The organism is Cellulomonas sp. PhB143 (assembly GCF_003752595.1).
Taxonomy (GTDB): domain Bacteria; phylum Actinomycetota; class Actinomycetes; order Actinomycetales; family Cellulomonadaceae; genus Paraoerskovia.
On record NZ_RKIJ01000013.1, the window covers coordinates 80,992 to 98,918 of the forward strand.

The 17,927-nt window shown below is 75.1% G+C and carries 16 protein-coding genes; 14 read left to right on the top strand and 2 right to left on the bottom strand.

Annotated elements, in window-relative coordinates; genetic code table 11:
* Positions 1 to 73 precede the first annotated feature (73 nt).
* Positions 74 to 841 (top strand): HAD family phosphatase, encoded by a 768-nt coding sequence (locus tag EDF32_RS10535; protein ID WP_123308511.1) that lies wholly within the window; start codon positions 74 to 76, stop codon positions 839 to 841.
* A gap of 32 nt (positions 842 to 873) precedes the next feature.
* On the opposite strand, the gene EDF32_RS10540 is transcribed toward EDF32_RS10535, so the two are convergent.
* A complete protein-coding gene (locus tag EDF32_RS10540; RefSeq protein ID WP_123308512.1) occupies positions 874 to 1,731 on the bottom strand; it encodes a PD-(D/E)XK nuclease family protein in 858 nt (285 codons plus the stop codon).
* A 95-nt stretch (positions 1,732 to 1,826) separates the two neighbouring features.
* Here EDF32_RS10540 and EDF32_RS10545 point away from each other — a divergent pair, with 95 nt between their 5' ends.
* The 10 genes from EDF32_RS10545 to hisF all read left to right on the top strand — a co-directional run bounded on the left by EDF32_RS10545 (position 1,827) and on the right by hisF (position 12,554).
* Complete coding sequence (locus EDF32_RS10545; protein WP_233565859.1) at positions 1,827 to 3,023, top strand: site-2 protease family protein; 1,197 nt, start codon at positions 1,827 to 1,829, stop codon at positions 3,021 to 3,023.
* Between the two features lie 11 nt (positions 3,024 to 3,034).
* Positions 3,035 to 4,045, top strand: a complete 1,011-nt coding sequence (locus EDF32_RS10550; RefSeq protein ID WP_233565860.1) for a tRNA (adenine-N1)-methyltransferase — start codon at positions 3,035 to 3,037, stop codon at positions 4,043 to 4,045.
* Between the two features lie 151 nt (positions 4,046 to 4,196).
* Positions 4,197 to 5,825, top strand: coding sequence for a proteasome ATPase (gene arc, locus EDF32_RS10555; RefSeq protein WP_123308514.1), 1,629 nt, complete (start codon positions 4,197 to 4,199; stop codon positions 5,823 to 5,825).
* 156 nt (positions 5,826 to 5,981) lie between these two features.
* Positions 5,982 to 7,601, top strand: a complete 1,620-nt coding sequence (dop, locus tag EDF32_RS10565) for a depupylase/deamidase Dop (RefSeq protein ID WP_123308515.1) — start codon at positions 5,982 to 5,984, stop codon at positions 7,599 to 7,601.
* Positions 7,602 to 7,665: 64 nt separating this feature from the next.
* A complete protein-coding gene (locus EDF32_RS10570) occupies positions 7,666 to 7,857 on the top strand; it encodes a ubiquitin-like protein Pup (RefSeq protein WP_123308516.1) in 192 nt (63 codons plus the stop codon).
* A 6-nt stretch (positions 7,858 to 7,863) separates the two neighbouring features.
* Positions 7,864 to 8,688 carry a proteasome subunit beta gene (prcB, locus tag EDF32_RS10575; RefSeq protein ID WP_123308517.1) on the top strand — a complete coding sequence of 275 codons (825 nt, stop codon included), beginning with the start codon at positions 7,864 to 7,866 and terminating at the stop codon, positions 8,686 to 8,688.
* Complete coding sequence (gene prcA, locus EDF32_RS10580) at positions 8,685 to 9,434, top strand: proteasome subunit alpha (RefSeq protein ID WP_123308518.1); 750 nt, start codon at positions 8,685 to 8,687, stop codon at positions 9,432 to 9,434. Before prcB ends, prcA begins: the two co-directional genes overlap by 4 nt.
* Complete coding sequence (gene pafA / locus EDF32_RS10585) at positions 9,434 to 10,795, top strand: Pup--protein ligase (protein ID WP_123308519.1); 1,362 nt, start codon at positions 9,434 to 9,436, stop codon at positions 10,793 to 10,795. Before prcA ends, pafA begins: the two co-directional genes overlap by 1 nt.
* A 44-nt stretch (positions 10,796 to 10,839) precedes the next feature.
* On the top strand, positions 10,840 to 11,787 hold the full coding sequence (locus EDF32_RS10590; RefSeq protein ID WP_123308520.1) for an FKBP-type peptidyl-prolyl cis-trans isomerase: 948 nt from the start codon (positions 10,840 to 10,842) through the stop codon (positions 11,785 to 11,787).
* Positions 11,784 to 12,554 carry an imidazole glycerol phosphate synthase subunit HisF gene (hisF, locus tag EDF32_RS10595; protein ID WP_123308521.1) on the top strand — a complete coding sequence of 257 codons (771 nt, stop codon included), beginning with the start codon at positions 11,784 to 11,786 and terminating at the stop codon, positions 12,552 to 12,554. The genes EDF32_RS10590 and hisF overlap by 4 nt, the downstream gene beginning before the upstream one ends.
* A 7-nt stretch (positions 12,555 to 12,561) precedes the next feature.
* Here the strand turns inward: hisF and EDF32_RS10600 are convergent, their stop codons facing one another.
* Positions 12,562 to 13,173: a TIGR03085 family metal-binding protein gene (locus EDF32_RS10600; RefSeq protein ID WP_123308522.1), complete on the bottom strand. Its 612-nt coding sequence runs from the start codon at positions 13,171 to 13,173 to the stop codon at positions 12,562 to 12,564.
* Positions 13,174 to 13,254: 81 nt separating this feature from the next.
* On the opposite strand from EDF32_RS10600, the gene EDF32_RS10605 reads away from it, so the two are divergent.
* The 3 genes from EDF32_RS10605 to EDF32_RS10615 all read left to right on the top strand — a co-directional run bounded on the left by EDF32_RS10605 (position 13,255) and on the right by EDF32_RS10615 (position 17,904).
* Positions 13,255 to 14,103 carry an alpha/beta fold hydrolase gene (locus EDF32_RS10605; RefSeq protein ID WP_123308523.1) on the top strand — a complete coding sequence of 283 codons (849 nt, stop codon included), beginning with the start codon at positions 13,255 to 13,257 and terminating at the stop codon, positions 14,101 to 14,103.
* Positions 14,104 to 14,233: 130 nt separating this feature from the next.
* Positions 14,234 to 16,090: an ABC transporter ATP-binding protein gene (locus EDF32_RS10610; RefSeq protein ID WP_123308721.1), complete on the top strand. Its 1,857-nt coding sequence runs from the start codon at positions 14,234 to 14,236 to the stop codon at positions 16,088 to 16,090.
* Positions 16,087 to 17,904, top strand: a complete 1,818-nt coding sequence (locus EDF32_RS10615) for an ABC transporter ATP-binding protein (RefSeq protein WP_233565861.1) — start codon at positions 16,087 to 16,089, stop codon at positions 17,902 to 17,904. The genes EDF32_RS10610 and EDF32_RS10615 overlap by 4 nt, the downstream gene beginning before the upstream one ends.
* The last annotated feature ends 23 nt before the right edge of the window (positions 17,905 to 17,927 follow it).

Consider the following 17,927-nt stretch of genomic DNA (forward strand, 5'->3'; position numbering starts at 1 on the left):
CGGGCGGACGGTCCGTGGCCGCGGCGCACGTACCGTGGGAGAGGACACCGCAGACGAAGAGGAGCAGCACCCGATGGCAGAAGTGGAGGAGGGCTCCGCCCTCCGGACGGAGGCGGGCGCCGGGACGGCGGGCGCGAGCGGCGTGCGGGGCACCGCGGGAGCCACGGGTCCCCGGACGCCGGCGGCGGTGCTGTGGGACATGGACGGCACGCTCGTGGACTCCGAGCCGTACTGGATGGAGGCCGAGGCGGAGCTGGTCGCCCGGCACGGCGGCACCTGGACCCACGAGGACGCGCTCGGCCTGGTCGGCAACCCCCTGGAGGTCTCCGCGGCGGTGCTGCTCGAGGCCGGGGTCCGCCTCGAGGTGCCGCAGATCCTCACCTTCCTGGTCACGACCGTCGCGCGGCGGATCAGCGAGCACGTGCCGTGGCGGCCCGGGGCGCTCGAGCTGCTCGTCGCCGTGCGCGAGGCCGGGATCCCCTGCGCGCTGGTGACCATGTCCTACCGAGAGCTCGCGGTGCCGCTCGTCGCGGCGGCACCCGCCGGGGCGTTCGACCAGCTGGTGTGCGGGGACGACGTCCGTCGCGGCAAGCCCGATCCCGAGCCCTACCTCCGCGCGGCGCAGCTCCTCGGGGTGGACGCCCGCGACTGCGTCGCCGTCGAGGACTCCCCGCCGGGGATCGCCTCGGCGCTCGCTGCGGGCGCCACGACGCTCGGCGTCGAGGCCGTGGTCCCGGTCCGGCCGGCACCGGGGCTCAACCGGGTCGCGACGCTCGCGGGCGTCGACGTCGAGCTGCTGCGGCGCATGCACGGAGGCGAGCTCGTCGACCGGATGCCCTGAGCGGGACCGGCACCCGCCGGGACCGCCCCGGGTCAGACACCGCTCTCCGGGCGGACCCCGATCGCGACCTCTACCCGGCCGTCGGGGACGGGGGGCGGCGTGCCGCCGAAGGCGGGGCACAGGCTCCGGTGCGCGCACCAGTCGCACAGGCGGCTCGGGCGGGGCTCCCAGCTCCCGGTGCGTGCCGACTCCTGCACCGAGGACCACACGGAACGCACGCGCTGCTCGGTGATCTCGAGCTCGCGCTCCGTGGGCTCGGTGCGCAGCACCTGACCGTCGCCGAGGTAGACGAGCTGGAGCATCGCCGGGACCTTCCCGGACTCGCGCCACAGGACGAGCCCGTAGAAGCGCATCTGGAACAGCGCGCCGCTCTCGAACCCCGGCCGGGGAGAGCGCCCGGACTTGTAGTCCACGACCCGGACCGCGCCGTCCGGGCGAACGTCGAGCCGGTCCACGATGCCGCGCAGCACCGGCCCGTCCGCGAGCGCCGTCTCGACGCGCAGCTCGCGCGCCTGCGGCTCGAGCCGGTTCGGGTCCTCCAGCGTGAAGTAGGTCGCGAGCAGGGCCGCCGCGCTGCGCAGCCAGGCCTCCTCCGCGGTGTCGTCCGTGAAGAGCTCCCCGCACCGGGTGTCCGTCTCCTGCAGGGCGGCCCACTGCGCGGGCAGCATCCCCTGCGCCGCCGCGAGGGTGCGTTCCCCGAGCGGGGCGTCGTACAGGTGCTCCAGCACCGCGTGCACCAGGGTGCCGCGCGCCGCGGCCTCGCTCGGCGGCTCCGGGAGCCGGTCGACGACCCGCAGCCGGTACAGCAGCGGGCACTGCATGTAGTCGTTCGCGCGCGACGGCGAGAGTCCCGGCAGCCGGGTCGGGGTGCTGACGTCCGTCGTGGTCATGGCTCGAGGTTAGGCGCTGCCCCCGACAGACCGGCGCCCCCGGCCTCCCGGTCCGGGCGGCGGGCGCGCCGGCGCGAGCGGATAGTCTGACCGGCGTGACGCAGCCCCCTCCCGCCCCGGCCGGACCGGCCGGCCCTCCCGACCGCCGGGCCCCGCGCAGCCGCGGCTGGGTGCTGGGCCGCGTCGCCGGGGCGCCCGTCGTCGTGACCCCCTCCTGGGGCATCGCCGCGGTGGTCCTCACCGTCCTGTTCGCACCGACGGTGCGCTGGTACCAGCCCCACCTCGGCGCCGGCATCTACCTGGTCGCGTTCGCGTTCGTGCTGCTGCTCTTCGGCTCCGTGTTCCTGCACGAGGTCGCCCACGCGCTCGTCGCCCGGCGCCTCGGCCACCGCGTGACCGAGCTCGCGCTGACCGTCTGGGGCGGGCACACCGCGTACACGGGCACCACCCTGCGCCCGCGCGACGGCGTCTGGATCGCCGTCGTCGGTCCCCTGACCAACCTGGTCCTCGCCGGTGGCTTCTGGCTGCTCTTCGAGGCCCGCGCGGGCAGCGACATCGTGTGGCTCCTGTGCTACGCGGCGGCGTTCTCCAACGCGTTCGTCGGGTTCTTCAACCTCATCCCGGGTCTCCCGCTCGACGGCGGGCAGGTGCTCGAGTCCGCGGTGTGGGCGGCGACCGGCTCGCGCGACCGCGGCACTGTGGCGGCCGGGTGGACCGGCCGCGTGGTCGCGGTGGGCTTCCTCGTCGTGGCGCTGCTCGTCCCGCTGGCCCAGGGGCGCCAGCCGGACCTCGTGACCGTGGTCTGGGCCGCCGTGATCGGCTCGTTCCTGTGGTCGGGTGCCAGCACAGCGGTGCGCGTGGGCCGCGTGCGCCAGGCGGTGGCGCACGTCGACCTGCGCGGCCTGGTCCGCCCGACGGCGGTCGTCGGCACCGGGGCGAGCGCGGCGGACGTCGCGCACGGTGCGCGCTCGACGGGCGCCTGGGCGGTCGTCGTCGTCGACCCGGCGGGCTCGCCGGTCGCCGTCGTCGAGGCGCCGACGGTCGCCGCCGTGCCCCCCGAGCGGCTCGCCTCGACCCCCGTGGGTGCCGTCGCCGTGGCGCTCCCGGCGGGCGCAGCCGTCGACGTCTCTGCCCGGGGCGTCGAGCTCGTCGACCAGGTCGCCGGCCTGGCGCGCTCGGCGACCGTGCTGCCCGTGGTGGGCCAGGGGCGTGTCGTGGGCGTGGTGATGGTGGCCGACGTCGTCGGCGCCGTGCAGCACGCGCGTGCCGCCGGGCGGACGCCCGGCACCTAGGATGGTGCGTCGTGACCCACGACGCACCCGCCCCGGCGACGCCCGAGCCCGCGACCCCGCCGACGGGGGCCGACCAGCGTCGCGGGCCCCTGCGCCTGGGCGACAAGGTCCAGCTCACCGACCCGCGCGGGCGCCTGCACACGATCACGCTCGCCGAGGGTGCGACGTTCCACACGCACAAGGGCTACTTCACGCACGCCCAGCTCGTCGGGCAGCCCGAGGGCTCGGTGGTCACCAACACGGCGGGCATCGACTACGTCGCCCTGCGCCCGCTGCTCGCCGACTACGTCCTGTCGATGCCGCGCGGCGCGGCCGTCGTGTACCCGAAGGACGCGGGGCAGATCGTCGGGATGGCCGACATCTACCCCGGCGCCCGGGTCGTGGAGGCCGGCGTCGGCTCCGGCGCGCTGACCATGTCGCTGCTGCGCGCCGTCGGCGACGGCGGCAGCGTGCACTCGATCGAGCGCCGCGAGGACTTCGCGGCGATCGCCCGCGGCAACGTCGAGACGTTCTTCGGCGGGCCTCATCCCGCCTGGGACCTGACCGTCGGTGACCTCGCCGACGTGCTGCCGCAGATCGCGGGCCCGGGCACCGTCGACCGGGTCGTCCTCGACATGCTGGCGCCCTGGGAGAACGTCGACGCGGTCGCCGACGCGCTGGCGTCCGGCGGGGTGCTGGTCTGCTACGTGGCCACGACGACCCAGCTCTCCCGCGTCGCCGAGGGGCTGCGCGCCGACGGCCGGTTCACCGAGCCCAGCGCCTGGGAGTCCATGGTCCGGGGCTGGCACCTCGAGGGGCTCGCGGTGCGTCCGGAGCACCGGATGATCGGTCACACCGGCTTCCTGATCACCGCGCGGCGCATGGCCGACGGCGTCGTCGTCCCCGAGCGCCGGCGCCGCCCCGCGAAGGGCGCCTACCCCGCCGCCGACGCCGAGTGGACGGCGGAGGACGTCGGCGAGCGGCCGATCTCGGACAAGAAGATCCGTCGGGTCCGCCGCGACGTCGGGCAGGCGCCCGAGTGAGCCCAGCGGCGGCGTGCGGCGGGCGGCCGCCGACGCGTGTCCGTCCTTCGGCCGCCTGACCCACGACGGGGGAGGTTCCGCCTAGAGTCGTGCTCACGGCGGACGTCGGCACGGCGGCCGCCGCCAGGCGTCGGAACGGATGGAGGCTGCGATGACCGAGCCGGACCGGGAGCACGAGCGCCAGCTGGCGCTGCTCTCCGCGAAGAACGAGCGCCTCGCGGAGGCCCTGCGCGCCGCGCGGGACCAGCTCGTCGACCAGCGGCGCCAGATCGAGGAGCTCGCCAAGCCGCCGGGCACCTACGCCGTCTTCCTCTCCGCCCATCCGGACGGCTCGGTGGACGTCTCCTCCTCCGGTCGCAAGATGCACGTCGGCGCCAGCCCGGAGGTCGACGTCCGAGCCCTGCGGCCGGGCCAGGAGGTCGCGCTCAACGAGGCGATGACGGTCGTGGCCGCCGGAGGGTTCGAGCGCACGGGCGAGATCGTCGCCGTCAAGGAGGTCCTGGACGCCGAGCGCGTCCTGGTCGTGGGGCGCGCCGACGAGGAGCGGGTGGTCCGCCTCGCGGGCTCCGTCCCGGCGCGGTCGTTGCGCGCGGGGGACAGCCTGACGGTCGACACGCGCAGCGGGTTCGTCTTCGAGGTCGTCCCCAAGTCGGAGGTCGAGGAGCTGGTCCTCGAGGAGGTCCCGGACATCGACTACTCCGACATCGGCGGGCTCGGCCCCCAGATCGAGCAGATCCGCGACGCCGTCGAGCTGCCGTTCGTGCACCCCGACCTCTACCGCGAGCACGGGCTGCGCCCGCCCAAGGGCATCCTGCTCTACGGCCCGCCCGGGTGCGGCAAGACGCTCATCGCGAAGGCCGTGGCGAACTCCCTCGCGCACACGGTGGCGAGGGCGCGCGGCGAGGAGTCCACCGAGGGCGCCCGCAGCTACTTCCTCAACGTCAAGGGCCCGGAACTGCTCAACAAGTACGTCGGCGAGACCGAGCGGCACATCCGGCTGATCTTCTCCCGAGCGCGGGAGAAGGCCTCGCAGGGGACCCCCGTCGTCGTCTTCTTCGACGAGATGGAGTCGCTCTTCCGGACCCGGGGGACGGGCCTGTCCTCCGACGTGGAGACGACGATCGTGCCGCAGCTGCTCAGCGAGATCGACGGCGTCGAACGCCTCGACAACGTCATCGTCATCGGCGCCTCGAACCGCGAGGACATGATCGACCCCGCGATCCTGCGTCCCGGGCGGCTCGACGTGAAGATCAAGATCGAGCGGCCCGACGCCGAGGGCGCCCGCGAGATCTTCGCCAAGTACCTGACCTCGGACCTGCCGATCCACGCGGACGACCTCGCCGAGCACGGCGAGGACGGGGCGGCGGCGGTCGAGGGCATGATCCGCGCCGTCGTCGAGCGGATGTACTCCGAGGCCGACGAGAACCGTTTCCTCGAGGTGACCTACGCGAGCGGCGACAAGGAGGTCCTGTACTTCAAGGACTTCAACTCCGGCGCGATGATCCAGAACGTCGTCGACCGGGCGAAGAAGTCCGCGATCAAGGACCTCCTGGCGACGGGCGGGCGGGGCATCCGCGTCGACCACCTGCTCGCCGCGTGCGTCGACGAGTTCCGGGAGAACGAGGACCTGCCGAACACGACGAACCCGGACGACTGGGCGAGGATCTCCGGCAAGAAGGGCGAGCGCATCGTGTTCATCCGCACCATCGTGCAGAAGGAGGGTGAGGGCGCGGCGCCGCGGACCATCGACACGGTCACCAACACGGGGCAGTATCTCTGACCGCTGTACCCCTGACCGCTGTACCCCTGACCGCTGTACCCCTGACCGCTGTACCCCTGACCGCTGTACCCCTGACCGCGCCGCCCGACGGGCGGACGCCCACGGCGACCACCGGCCGGGTGCGCCTAGGGTGACGACGTGACCGTGCGACGCGTGATGGGCATCGAGACCGAGTACGGCGTCCTGCAGCCGGGGCGCCCGCTCGCGAACCCGATGCTCATGTCCAGCCAGGTCGTGACCACGTACCGCGCCCTCGTCGCGAGCCAGGGCGCGGCCCGCGGGCCCGCCCGGTGGGACTACGACGACGAGGACCCGCTGTCGGACGCCCGGGGCTTCCGACTGCACCGGGCCTCGGCGCACCCGTCCCTGCTCACCGACGACCCGACGCGCCCGGCGCCGTCGGGCGACGCGGCCGTGGACGTCACGCTCCAGGAGATCGACCGCCCGTCGGTCGAGGAGTACGACGACCCCAGCGCCGCGAACGTGATCCTCACGAACGGCGCGCGGCTCTACGTCGACCACGCCCACCCCGAGTACTCCTCGCCCGAGGTGACCGGGCCCCGCGACGGCGTCCGCTGGGACGTCGCCGGCGAGCGGATCATGCTCGCGGCGTGCCGCGAGCTCGCCCGCGTGCCCGGCGCCGAGGTCGTCCTCTACAAGAACAACGTGGACGGCAAGGGCGCCAGCTACGGCACGCACGAGAACTACCTCGTCGAGCGGGAGGTGCCGTTCGCGACCCTGGTGGACGTCGTGACGCCGTTCCTCGTGACCCGGCAGGTGTTCACCGGCTCCGGGCGGGTGGGGCTCGGGCAGGCGGGCGAGGACGCCGGCTTCCAGGTGTCCCAGCGCGCCGACTACATCGAGGCCGAGGTCGGGCTGGAGACCACCCTCCGCCGGCCGATCGTCAACACCCGCGACGAGCCGCACGCCGACCGGTCGCGGTGGCGGCGGCTGCACCTGATCGTCGGGGACGCCAACCACCTCGAGGTCGCCACGTACCTCAAGCTCGGCACGACGTCCCTGGTGCTGTGGCTGACCGAGAACCTCGGGCGCCTGGCCGACGCGGGGCACGGCGTGCGTGCCGAGCTGGCGGCGCTGCGCCTGGCCGACCCGGTCGAGGACGTGCGCCGCGTCAGCCGCGACCTGGACCTGCGCGCCCCGCTCGACCTCGCGGACGGGCGCCGGATGACGGCGCTGGAGATCCAGCGGGAGTACGCGCGGCTCGTGCGCTCCGCCGTCGTCGCCCTCGACGGGACGCCGGACGCCGAGACGGCCGAGGTCCTCGACCGCTGGGACTCGGTCCTGGAGCGGCTCGGGACGGACCGGGACCTGTGCGCGCGCGAGGTCGAGTGGGTCGCCAAGCTGCGGGTGCTCGAGGCCATGCGCCGCCGGGACGCGCTCGGCTGGGACCACCCGCGCCTCGCCGCGCTCGACCTGCAGTGGTCCGACGTGCGGCCCGAGCGGGGCGTCTACCACCGGCTGCTCGCCGCGGGCGCGGTCGAGCGGCTGGTCGACGAGCGGGAGGTCGCGCACGCCGTCGAGCACGCGCCGGCTGACACGCGTGCCTACTTCCGGGGCGAGGTGATGGCCCGGTTCGGGGACCAGGTCTCGGCGGCCAGCTGGGACTCGGTGATCTTCGACGTCGCGGGGGCGCGGTCGCTGCAGCGCGTGCCCATGCTCGACCCGCTGCGCGGGACGCGCGCGCACATCGGCGCGCTGCTGGACGCGAGCCCGGACGCGGCCGCGCTCCTGGCGGGTCTGTCCGGCCCGGGGTGAGCGTGAGGGCCTAGGCTGGACGAGCACGCACGCCGCACGCGGCGAGGACACCTGAGGAGACGACATGGCCGGTCAGGAACAGATCAGACCCGAGGACCGTCCCGACGACGGCGACGTCCCCGCCGCACCCCCGGCGGTCCCTGCGGGCCAGGCCCAGGACGCGGAGATCGACTCGCTGCTCGAGGAGATCGACGAGGTGCTGGAGTCGAACGCGGAGTCGTTCGTGCGCGGGTTCGTCCAGAAGGGCGGGCAGTAGGCCTCCATGGCAGGTGAGCACAGCGGGCGGCTGCCGAGCGCCTTCACGACGCCGGGGTCCTCGTCGTTCCTCGACTTCGTCTCGGACCACGCACCGCACCTGCTGCCCGGCCGCCGGGACACGGACGGGTCGACCGCGCCCGTGGTCCCGCACGCGACCACCATCGTGGCCCTCGTCGTCGATGGGGGGATCGTCATGGCGGGCGACCGCCGGGCGACGGCGGGCTCGATGATCGCCCACCGGGAGATCGAGAAGGTCTTCCCGGCGGACGAGTACTCGGCGATCGGCATCGCGGGCACGGCGGGGATCGCCATCGACCTGGTGCGGCTGTTCCAGCTCGAGCTCGAGCACTACGAGAAGATCGAGGGGACGCTGCTCTCGCTCGACGGCAAGGCTAACCGGCTCTCGACGATGATCCGGGCCAACCTCGGCCTCGCGCTGCAGGGGCTGGCCGTCGTGCCGCTGTTCGCGGGCCACGACCTGGGGCGCGGGCGGGGACGGATCTTCTCCTACGACGTCACGGGCGGGCGCTACGAGGAGCGCGACCACCACAGCGTCGGCTCCGGCTCGGTGTTCGCGCGCGGCGCGCTGAAGAAGCTCTGGCGCCCGGGGCTCACCCCCGCGCAGGGCGTCGAGGTCGCCGTCGAGGTCCTGTTCGACGCCGCCGACGACGACTCCGCGACCGCGGGGCCGGACACGGTGCGCAAGATCTGGCCGGTGGTCGCCACGGTGGGCGGCGGCGGGTACGCGCGGGTCGCGGACGACGTGCTCGGGCCGGTCGTCGAGCGGATCGTCGCCCAGCGCACGACCGAGGGAGGGCACCGCCCGTGAGCATGCCGTTCTACGTCTCGCCCGAGCAGCTGATGCGCGACCGGGCCGACTACGCCCGCAAGGGCATCGCGCGGGGGCGCTCCGTCGTCGTCGTCGCGTACGACGACGGGATCGCGTTCGCGACCCAGAACCGGTCGCGGGCGCTGCACAAGATCTCGGAGATCTACGACCGGATCGCCTTCGCCGCGGTCGGCAAGTACAACGAGTTCGAGAACCTGCGGGTCGCGGGCGTGCGCTACGCGGACCTGCGCGGCTACTCCTACGACCGCTCGGACGTGAACGCGCGCGGGCTGGCCAACGCTTACGCGCAGACGCTGGGCACGGTGTTCACGACCGAGTCGAAGCCGCTCGAGGTGGAGCTCGTCGTCGCGGAGGTCGGGGCGAGCGCCGCGGAGGACCAGGTCTACCGGCTCTCCTACGACGGGACGGTGGCCGACGAGCACGGGTTCGTGGTCATGGGCGGGCGCGCCGAGCAGCTCGGCGGCGTCGTCGCCGACGGCTGGTCGCCCGGCATGACGCTCGCGCAGGTGCTGCGCCTGGCGGTCGCCGCGCTCGGCACGCCGGCCCCCGGGGAGACGGAGCCGCCGGGCGGGACGGCGCCCGACGGCCCGCCGATCCCCGCGGCCGAGCTCGAGGTCGCGGTGCTGGACCGCACGCGCGAGCGCCGGGCGTTCCGGCGCCTGGCGGGCCCGACGCTGGCCCGCCTGCTGGGCGAGGTCCCGGCGGACGGCGAGGAGGGGATCTGATGGACCGCAGGATCTTCGGGCTGGAGACCGAGTACGGCGTCACGTGCGCCTCCGACGACGGCCCGGGCCTCTCGGCGGACGAGGTCGCCCGGTACCTGTTCCGCAAGGTCGTCGCGTGGGGGCGCTCGTCCAACGTGTTCCTGCGCAACGGGTCGCGGCTGTACCTCGACGTCGGCTCGCACCCGGAGTACGCGACCGCGGAGTGCGACGACATCGCCCAGCTGGTCGCCTACGACCGCGGCGGCGAGCGCATCCTCGAGGGCCTGGTGGCCGACGCGCAGCAGCGCCTCGAGCACGAGGGGCTGTCGGGCCGGATCCACCTGTTCAAGAACAACACCGACTCGGCCGGGAACTCCTACGGCTGCCACGAGAACTACCTCGTGCGACGCCAGGGCGACTTCGCCCGGCTCTCGGACGTGCTCGTGCCGTTCTTCATCACGCGTCAGGTGCTGACGGGCGCGGGCAAGGTGCTCGCGACGCCGCGCGGTGCCGCGTACTGCCTCTCGCAGCGCGCCGACCACATCTGGGAGGCGGTCTCCAGCGCGACCACGCGCTCGCGGCCCATCATCAACACGCGCGACGAGCCCCACGCGGACGCCGAGCGGTACCGCCGCCTGCACGTCATCGTCGGGGACTCGTCGATGGCCGAGACCACGACGATGCTCAAGACCGGGATGACCGACCTCGTGCTGCGCACCGTCGAGGCCGGCGTCCCGGTGCGCGACCTGGCGCTCGAGAACCCCATCCGCTCGATCCGCGAGATCAGCCACGACGCGACCGGCCTGCACCCGGTCCGCCTGGCCAGCGGCCGGACGGTGACCGCCGTCGACCTGCAGGGCGAGTACCTGCAGCGGGTGCGCGACCACGTCGACGCCCAGGGCGACGCGACCCCCATGGTCAAGCGGGTGCTCGACCTGTGGGAGCGCGGGCTGACGGCGCTGCGCACCGACGACCTGTCGCTGGTCGACCGCGAGCTCGACTGGGTGATCAAGCTCAAGCTCATCCGGCGCTACCAGGAGAAGCACGGCCTGGAGCTCGACGACCCGCGGATCGCGCGCCTCGACCTCGCCTACCACGACATCTCCCGCACGGAGGGGCTGTACAACCTCCTCGCCGCCCGGGGGATGGTCGACCGGGTGACCACGGACCTGGAGATCTTCGAGTCGACGGCGGTGCCGCCGCAGACCACGCGCGCGCGGCTGCGGGGAGACTTCGTGCGGGCGGCCCAGGAGGCCCGGCGCGACTACACGGTCGACTGGGTGCACCTCAAGCTCAACGACCAGGCGCAGCGGACCGTGCTGTGCAAGGACCCCTTCGCCAGCGTGGACGAGCGGGTGGAACGGCTCATCGCGGCCATGTGAACGCCGGCGGGGCGCGCCGCGCCGCGCGGGTAGGGTGTCCGCCTGTGCGCCGCCTTCTCGTCCTGCTCCTCACCCTCGTCCTGGCGGCGGTGCTCGGCGGGTGCGGCCTCGACTTCCGCGACCAGGGCCCGGCGGCCGCGAAGGACACCGACGTGTCCGTCTCGGGCAGCAGCGACGACCGCCCGACGCTCGCCTACCGCTCCCCGGTGAAGGCGTCGGAGCCCTGGAGCCGCACGGTGCTCGTCGGCACGGGCGACCGGCTCGCCGACGGGGGCGACGTCCTGCTCAACATGTACGCGGAGGACGGGCGCACCCACGCCGTCGTGCAGGACACCTACGGCGGCAGCCCGCGCATGCTCCGCATGGACCCGGCGGACCTGGGGCGCCGGCTGTACGACGCGCTGCAGGGTCAGCGCGCCGGTGCGCGCGTGCTGCTCGTCAGCGACGAGGACGACCGGGCCGAGGGGGACCGGATCCCGCTCGTGCTCGTGGTGGACGTCCTGCCCGTGACGGCCTCGGGCGACGACGTCGCGCCCGGGCCGGGGGTGCCGAAGGTCACGGTGCCCCCGGGCCGCGCGCCGAAGGTCACGGTCCCGGCCGCCGACCCGCCCGACGACCTGGTGGTGCGGACCCTCGTGCGCGGGGACGGGCGCCAGGTCGAGCCCGGCAGCACGATCACCGTCCGGTACGTGGGCGTGCGGTGGAAGGACGGGAAGGTTGTCGACTCGAACTGGGACACGGGCTCGGTGTTCACCACCGTGTTCGGTCTCGGGACGATGGTCGACGCGTGGGAGCAGGGCCTCCTCGAACAGTCGGTCGGCAGCCGTGTGATGATCGTCGCACCACCGTCGGCGGCGTACGGCGGGACCGACTCGCCGCTCGCCGACGACACGCTCGTGTACGTGGTCGACATCCTCGACACGCACACGACCCCGCACGACGACGACACGGGCGACGGAGCCGCCCCCGAACCTCAGGAGACGCAGAAGTGACCGTGGCGGTGCGCGTGATCCCGTGCCTGGACGTGAACGCCGGGCGGGTCGTCAAGGGCGTCAGGTTCGAGAACCTGCGCGACGCGGGCGACCCCGTCGAGCTCGCGTCGCGGTACGACGGGGAGGGCGCCGACGAGGTGACCTTCCTCGACGTCTCGGCGTCCTCGGACGACCGGGAGACGACGTTCGACGTGGTGCGCCGCACGGCCGAGGAGGTCTTCGTCCCGCTGACCGTCGGGGGCGGGGTCCGCTCCGCCGACGACGTGGACCGGCTCCTGCGCGCCGGCGCCGACAAGGTCGGCGTGAACACGGCCGCGGTCGCCCGGCCCGACGTCGTCGCGGAGATCGCCGACCGCTTCGGCAGCCAGGTGCTCGTGCTGTCCGTCGACGCGCGCCGGGTGACCGGCGAGACCCGGACCGAGTCCGGCTACGAGGTCACGACGCACGGCGGACGGCGGGGCACGGGGATCGACGCCGTCGCCTGGGCCGAGCGCGCCGCCGGGCTCGGCGCCGGCGAGATCCTGCTGAACTCGATGGACGCGGACGGCACGACCGGGGGGTTCGACCTCGAGATGCTCCGCGCCGTGCGCGACCGCGTCCGGGTACCGCTGATCGCGAGCGGCGGCGCGGGCACCACCGGGCACTTCGTCGAGGCCGCCCGCGCCGGGGCGGACGCCGTCCTGGCCGCCAGCGTCTTCCACTTCGGCGCGCTGAGCGTCGGCGACGTCAAGGACGCGATGCGGGCCGCCGGGCTCCAGGTCCGATGAGCGGCGCTCAGGCGGGCAGCGCGGCGCGGAAGGCCGCGACGTCGTCCGGGTCGCCCGTGAGCTCGACGGCGGCGAAGCGGCGGCGGCCCGAGGCGTGCAGCAGCAGCTCGAGCGGCGGTCCCTCGACCCGGACGCTGCCGCGCCCGCGGCGCGCCCTGCGGCCGCGGTGCGCGGTGCCGTCCGGCTCGACCAGCTCGACGCCCACGGGGCTGGCGCGGTAGCCCGCCAGCGCCGTCATGGCGACCGAACCGTCGAGCGTGGCCACGAGGCCCGGCGGCAGCTCGCGCGGCGTGAGGTCGCCCGCGCCGCGGCGCAGGTCCTCCGTGTGGATGACGAGCTCGGTGCGGTTCATGGCCTCGCCCGCCCACGAGTACGGGCTCCAGCGGGGCGGGGGCGTCGCGAACCGGTCCACCAGCCGGGCGTAGGCCGCCGGGTCCAGCGCCTCGTCGGCGAGCCGGTCGGTCGCACCGCCCAGGACCCGCCACGGCGCGTGCTCGCGCAGCACCAGGTGCGCGACCAGGTGGCGGGCCTCCCAGCCCTCGCAGGCCGTCGGGGACGTCGGGGCGCTCTCGCGCAGGGTCTGGGCGAGCTGCTCGCGCAGCCACGGGTGCCAAGGCATGCCACATGCTCGCAGCGGCACGCAGGGCACGCAAAGGACACCCGTCCCGTCCCCGGCGCGGCGCCGTCTAGGCTGGCGCGCATGACCGGGACGACGGGGACGACGCCGCGCCGGCGCGTGGTGCGCGACGCGGACGGCGTGGCGATCCACACCGCCACCTGGGACGCGCCCGAGCCCCGCGCGGTGGTGCACGTGCTGCACGGGGTCGGGGAGCACTCCGGGCGCTACGCGAGGCTGGCGGCGTCGTTGACCGCAGCGGGGTACACCGTCGTGGCCGACGACCACCGCGGTCACGGGCGCACCGGCGAGGGCCACCTCGGGGTCGGCGTCCTCGGCCCCGGGGTCAACCGCGCCGCGATCGACGCGGCGGAGACCGTCAGCCGCGCCGTGCACGCCGACGCGCCGGACCTGCCGATCGTCCTCCTCGGGCACAGCTGGGGCTCGTTCCTGGCGCAGCGGATCGTCGACCGATCGAGCGCGCACTACGCGGGCCTGGTGCTCAGCGGGTCCTCCCTCCCGCTGCCCGGCCTGACCCGCAACGCGCGGTTCAACGCCCGCTGGGCCGGCCCCGGCTCGTCCGGGCTCGAGTGGCTCAGCCGGGACCCCGAGGTGGCGCGGGCCTTCGCGGCGGACCCCTGGTGCTTCGACGTCGGCGCGCGGCCGGCCTTCACCCTGCGCGAGTCCGTGGCGCTGTCGGGCCTGCCGTCGCGCCGGCTGCACGACCTGCCGGTCCTGGTCCAGGGCGGCTCGCTCGACCCGGTCGGCGGCGAGCGCGGGCTGCGGCTGCTCGCCGCCGCGTACCGGCGCTGGTCCCGGCTGAGCGACGTCACCTGCCTCGTGTACCCGCAGGCCCGGCACGAGGTCTACAACGAGACCAACGCCGACGAGGTCGTCGGCGACCTCGTGCGCTGGCTGCGCGTGCGGTTCTGAGCCGGTGACCGCCCCGGGGACCGACGGTCCGCCCGACGCCTACGGCGTGCCCGCGCCCCCGCGCGCGACGTACCGGCCGCACGCCGGCTACGCGCTGACCGGGTCGCGCACGCGGCGGTCGGTGCAGGTGATGGCGCGCGGCATCCGTTCGGAACCGTGGGTCTACACGCTCGCGATCGGGTCGTCGGCCGTGTTCGGCGCGGTCACGGTCGCGGTGAGCAAGGCCGTCGGCTGGGCCACGGACACGGTCGTGGTGCCGGCGGTCGCGGGCGACGACGTCGCGCAGGGGCGCGTGTGGCTCGCCGGCGCGGTGCTGGCGGCGGTGGCGGTGACGCTCGCCGCGAGCGTCGCCGGGCGCCGGGTCTGGGCCGGCGTCGGGGTCTCGGACCTCCAGGCCGGGCACCGGGCGTCGGTGACGCGCCAGTATCTGCGCCTGCCGGTCTCCTGGCACCGCGCGCACCCCACGGGCCAGCTGCTGGCCACGGCCAGCGCCGACGTGGAGGCGGCGACCGGCGTCTTCAACCCCTTGCCGTTCGCCCTGGGCGTGGTGGTCATGGTCGCGGTCGCGGTCGCGATGCTGCTGGCCGTGGACGTGTGGCTCGCGCTCGCCGCCCTGGTGGTCCTGCCGCTGGCCGTCGTCGCGAACGTCGTCTTCCAGCGCCGCATGGCGCCGGCCGCGACCCGTGCCCAGCAGCTGCGCGGCGCGGTCGCGGACGTCGCGCACGAGAGCTTCGACGGCGCCGTCCTCGTGAAGTCCCTCGGCACCGCGGACCGCGAGGAGCGCCGGTTCGCGGAGCGCACCGACGCGCTGCGGGACGCCAACGTGCAGGCCGGCACGGTCCGGGCGGTCTTCGACCCGGTGATCGAGCTGCTGCCGTCCCTGGGCACCCTGCTCGTCCTCGCGGTCGGCGCGGCGCGTGTCGCGGCGGGCGCGGTGGACACCGGCGACGTCGTCACCGCGGCGTACCTGCTGACCGTCATGGCCGTCCCCGTGCGCGCCTTCGGCTGGGTCCTCGGGGAGCTGCCCCGCGCCGACGTCGGTCAGGAACGGATCGCGCGGGTGCTGGACGCCCAGGGCGCGATGGTCCCCGGCACGCTGCCGCTGCCCGGCCCCGACGACGGCCCCGCCCCCGGCCCCGGCCCCGGCTCCGCCGTGCGGCCGTCCGGCTCCGCCGTGCGGCCGTCCGGCTCCGCCGTGCGGCCGTCCGGCCTCGCCGTGCGGATGTCCGGCGTCGGCGTGGACGTGCACGTCCGCGGCCGGACGCTGACGCTCCTCGACGGGGTCGACCTGGCGGTCGACCCGGGCAGCACGGTGGCGGTCGTCGGCCCGACCGGGTCTGGCAAGACGACCCTCGTCTCCCTCCTGGCACGCCTCGGCGACCCGACGCGGGGCACGGTCCGCCTCGACGGCGTCGACGCCGCCCGGCTGTCGCCGTCGGCGCTCACCGGGGCGGTCGCGCTCGTCCCGCAGTCGACGTTCGTGTTCGAGGACACCGTGCGCGGCAACGTCGTGCTGTCCGACGACGGTGCGACGCCCGACGACGAGGTCTGGGCCGCGCTGCGGGCCGCGCGGGTCGACGACGTCGTGCGGGCGCTGCCCGGCGGCCTGGACGCGCGCCTGGGGGAGCGGGGCGCCAACCTCTCCGGCGGCCAGCGACAGCGGGTCGCGATCGCCCGCGCCCTCGTCCGGCGCCCGCGGCTGCTCGTCCTGGACGACGCGACGTCCGCCGTCGACCCGCGGGTCGAGCAGGAGATCCTGCACGGCCTCGGGGCCGGTCCGGGGGCGGGCGCGCCGCGCCCGACCGTCGTGATGGTCGCCCACCGGATGTCGAGCGTGGCGCTCGCGGACGTCGTCGTGCACGTCGAGCGCGGGCGCGTCGTCGACGTCGGGACGCACGCGGAGCTCCTGGACCGGGACCCGGGCTACCGGGCGCTGGCCACGGCCTACGAGCGCGACGCCGCGCGCCGGGCGGGGGAGCGCGCGTGAGCGCCCGGCCCGAGGTCCGCGCGCAGACCGGCGGAGCGGGCATCGCGGAGACCAGCGACCTGGGGGTGCTCGCCACGCTGCGCCGCGGCCTGGCGCTCTCGCCCGAGATGCTCGCGGGCCTGCGGCTCACCCTGCTGCTCGCCGTCCTGGCCGCCGCGGGCCGCGTCGTGGTGCCGGTGACGGTGCAGCAGACGGTGGACTCGGGGATCGGCGCGGCCGGCGGCCCCGACGCGTCGCGCGTCACGGTGCTCGTCCTGGTGTCGGCGGTGCTGCTCGTGCTGGCCGGGGTGTGCACCTCCGTCGTCAACGTGCGGCTCTTCCGGTCCACGGAGGCGGGGCTCGCGACGCTCCGGACGCGGGCGTTCCGGCACGTGCACGACCTCTCGACCCTGGCGCAGGGCACCGAGCGGCGCGGCGGCCTGGTCTCGCGCGTGACGAGCGACGTCGACACGATCTCGCTGTTCGTCCAGCGCGGCGGGATCATGCTCCTGGTCTCGACGCTGCAGATCGCCGTGGCCACGGTGCTGATGGCGGTGTACTCGTGGCCGCTCACGCTCGTCGTGTGGGCGGTGTTCGTCCCGCTCTTCTTCGGGCTGCGCCCCGCGCAGCGGCGCGTCTCGGTCGCCTACACGGCGGTACGGGCGCGCACGGGGGCGATGCTCGGCGCGATCTCCGAGTCGGTGGTCGGGGCCGAGACGATCCGGGCGTACGGGGCGCAGGGGCGCACCGCGCGGCGCGTCGACGCGACCGTCGAGGCGACCCGCGCCGCGACGGTCCGGTCGCAGAAGCTCGTCGCGGTCGTCTTCTCCTCGGGCGTGCTCGTCGCGAACCTGGTCCTGGCCGTCGTCGTGGTCGTCGGGACGTGGCTCGGGGTGGCGGGGGAGGTGACCACCGGCCAGCTCCTCGCGTTCCTGTTCCTGGTCCAGATCTTCACCGGCCCCGTCCAGCAGGCGACCGAGGTGCTCAACGACCTGCAGAACGCCGTCGCCGGGTGGCGCCGGGTGATCGCGATCCTCGAGACGCCCCTCGACGTCCCGGACCGCGGGGACGACGGCGCCGCGAGCCCGCGCGGCCCCGCGGCCGTCTCGTTGCGCGGGGTGCGGTTCGCGTATCCCGGGGGTCCCGAGGTGCTGCACGGCGTCGACCTGGACCTGCCGGCCCGCACGCGCGTCGCGGTGGTCGGGCGCACCGGCTCCGGCAAGACGACGATCGCGAAGCTGGCCGTGCGGCTGATGGACCCGACCGCGGGGGCGGTGCTGCTCGACGGCGTCGACCTGCGCGAGGTCGCGCTGTCCCGGCTGCGCGAGCGCGTCGTGCTCGTCCCGCAGGAGGGCTTCCTCTTCGACGGGACGCTGGGCGAGAACATCGCCTACGGGATCCGCACCGCGGCGGCGGGGCCGGACGCCGTGCGGCGCGCCGTCCAGGACCTCGGCCTGGCCGGCTGGGTCGACGCCCTGCCGGCGGGCCTGGGCACGGAGGTCGGGCAGCGGGGCGAGTCGCTCTCGGCAGGCGAGCGCCAGCTGGTCGCCCTCGCCCGCGCCTACCTCGCGGACGCGGACCTGCTCGTGCTCGACGAGGCGACCTCCGCCGTCGACCCCGGGACGGAGGTGCGCATCGCCCGGGCGCTGGAGCAGCTCACCGCGGGCCGCAGCACCGTGACGGTGGCGCACCGGCTCTCGACGGCCGAGGCGGCCGACCTCGTCGTCGTGGTCGACGAGGGCCGCGTGGTCGAGGTGGGGTCGCACGGCGAGCTCCTCGCCCGCGGCGCCGTGTACGCGGCGATGCACGCGTCGTGGCTCACCCAGACCCGCTGACGGTGGGCGTCCGCGCGGGCCGC

Excerpts from the sequence above, each read along its gene's own strand:
- EDF32_RS10535 (WP_123308511.1), top strand. The coding sequence starts at position 74 with ATGGCAGAAGTGGAGGAGGGCTCCGCCCTCCGGACGGAGGCGGGCGCC.
- EDF32_RS10540 (WP_123308512.1), bottom strand. The coding sequence starts at position 1,731 with ATGACCACGACGGACGTCAGCACCCCGACCCGGCTGCCGGGACTCTCG.
- arc (WP_123308514.1), top strand. The coding sequence starts at position 4,197 with ATGACCGAGCCGGACCGGGAGCACGAGCGCCAGCTGGCGCTGCTCTCC.
- dop (WP_123308515.1), top strand. The coding sequence starts at position 5,982 with ATGGGCATCGAGACCGAGTACGGCGTCCTGCAGCCGGGGCGCCCGCTC.
- EDF32_RS10570 (WP_123308516.1), top strand. The coding sequence starts at position 7,666 with ATGGCCGGTCAGGAACAGATCAGACCCGAGGACCGTCCCGACGACGGC.
- prcB (WP_123308517.1), top strand. The coding sequence starts at position 7,864 with ATGGCAGGTGAGCACAGCGGGCGGCTGCCGAGCGCCTTCACGACGCCG.
- pafA (WP_123308519.1), top strand. The coding sequence starts at position 9,434 with ATGGACCGCAGGATCTTCGGGCTGGAGACCGAGTACGGCGTCACGTGC.
- EDF32_RS10600 (WP_123308522.1), bottom strand. The coding sequence starts at position 13,173 with ATGCCTTGGCACCCGTGGCTGCGCGAGCAGCTCGCCCAGACCCTGCGC.
- EDF32_RS10605 (WP_123308523.1), top strand. The coding sequence starts at position 13,255 with ATGACCGGGACGACGGGGACGACGCCGCGCCGGCGCGTGGTGCGCGAC.
- EDF32_RS10610 (WP_123308721.1), top strand. The coding sequence starts at position 14,234 with ATGGCGCGCGGCATCCGTTCGGAACCGTGGGTCTACACGCTCGCGATC.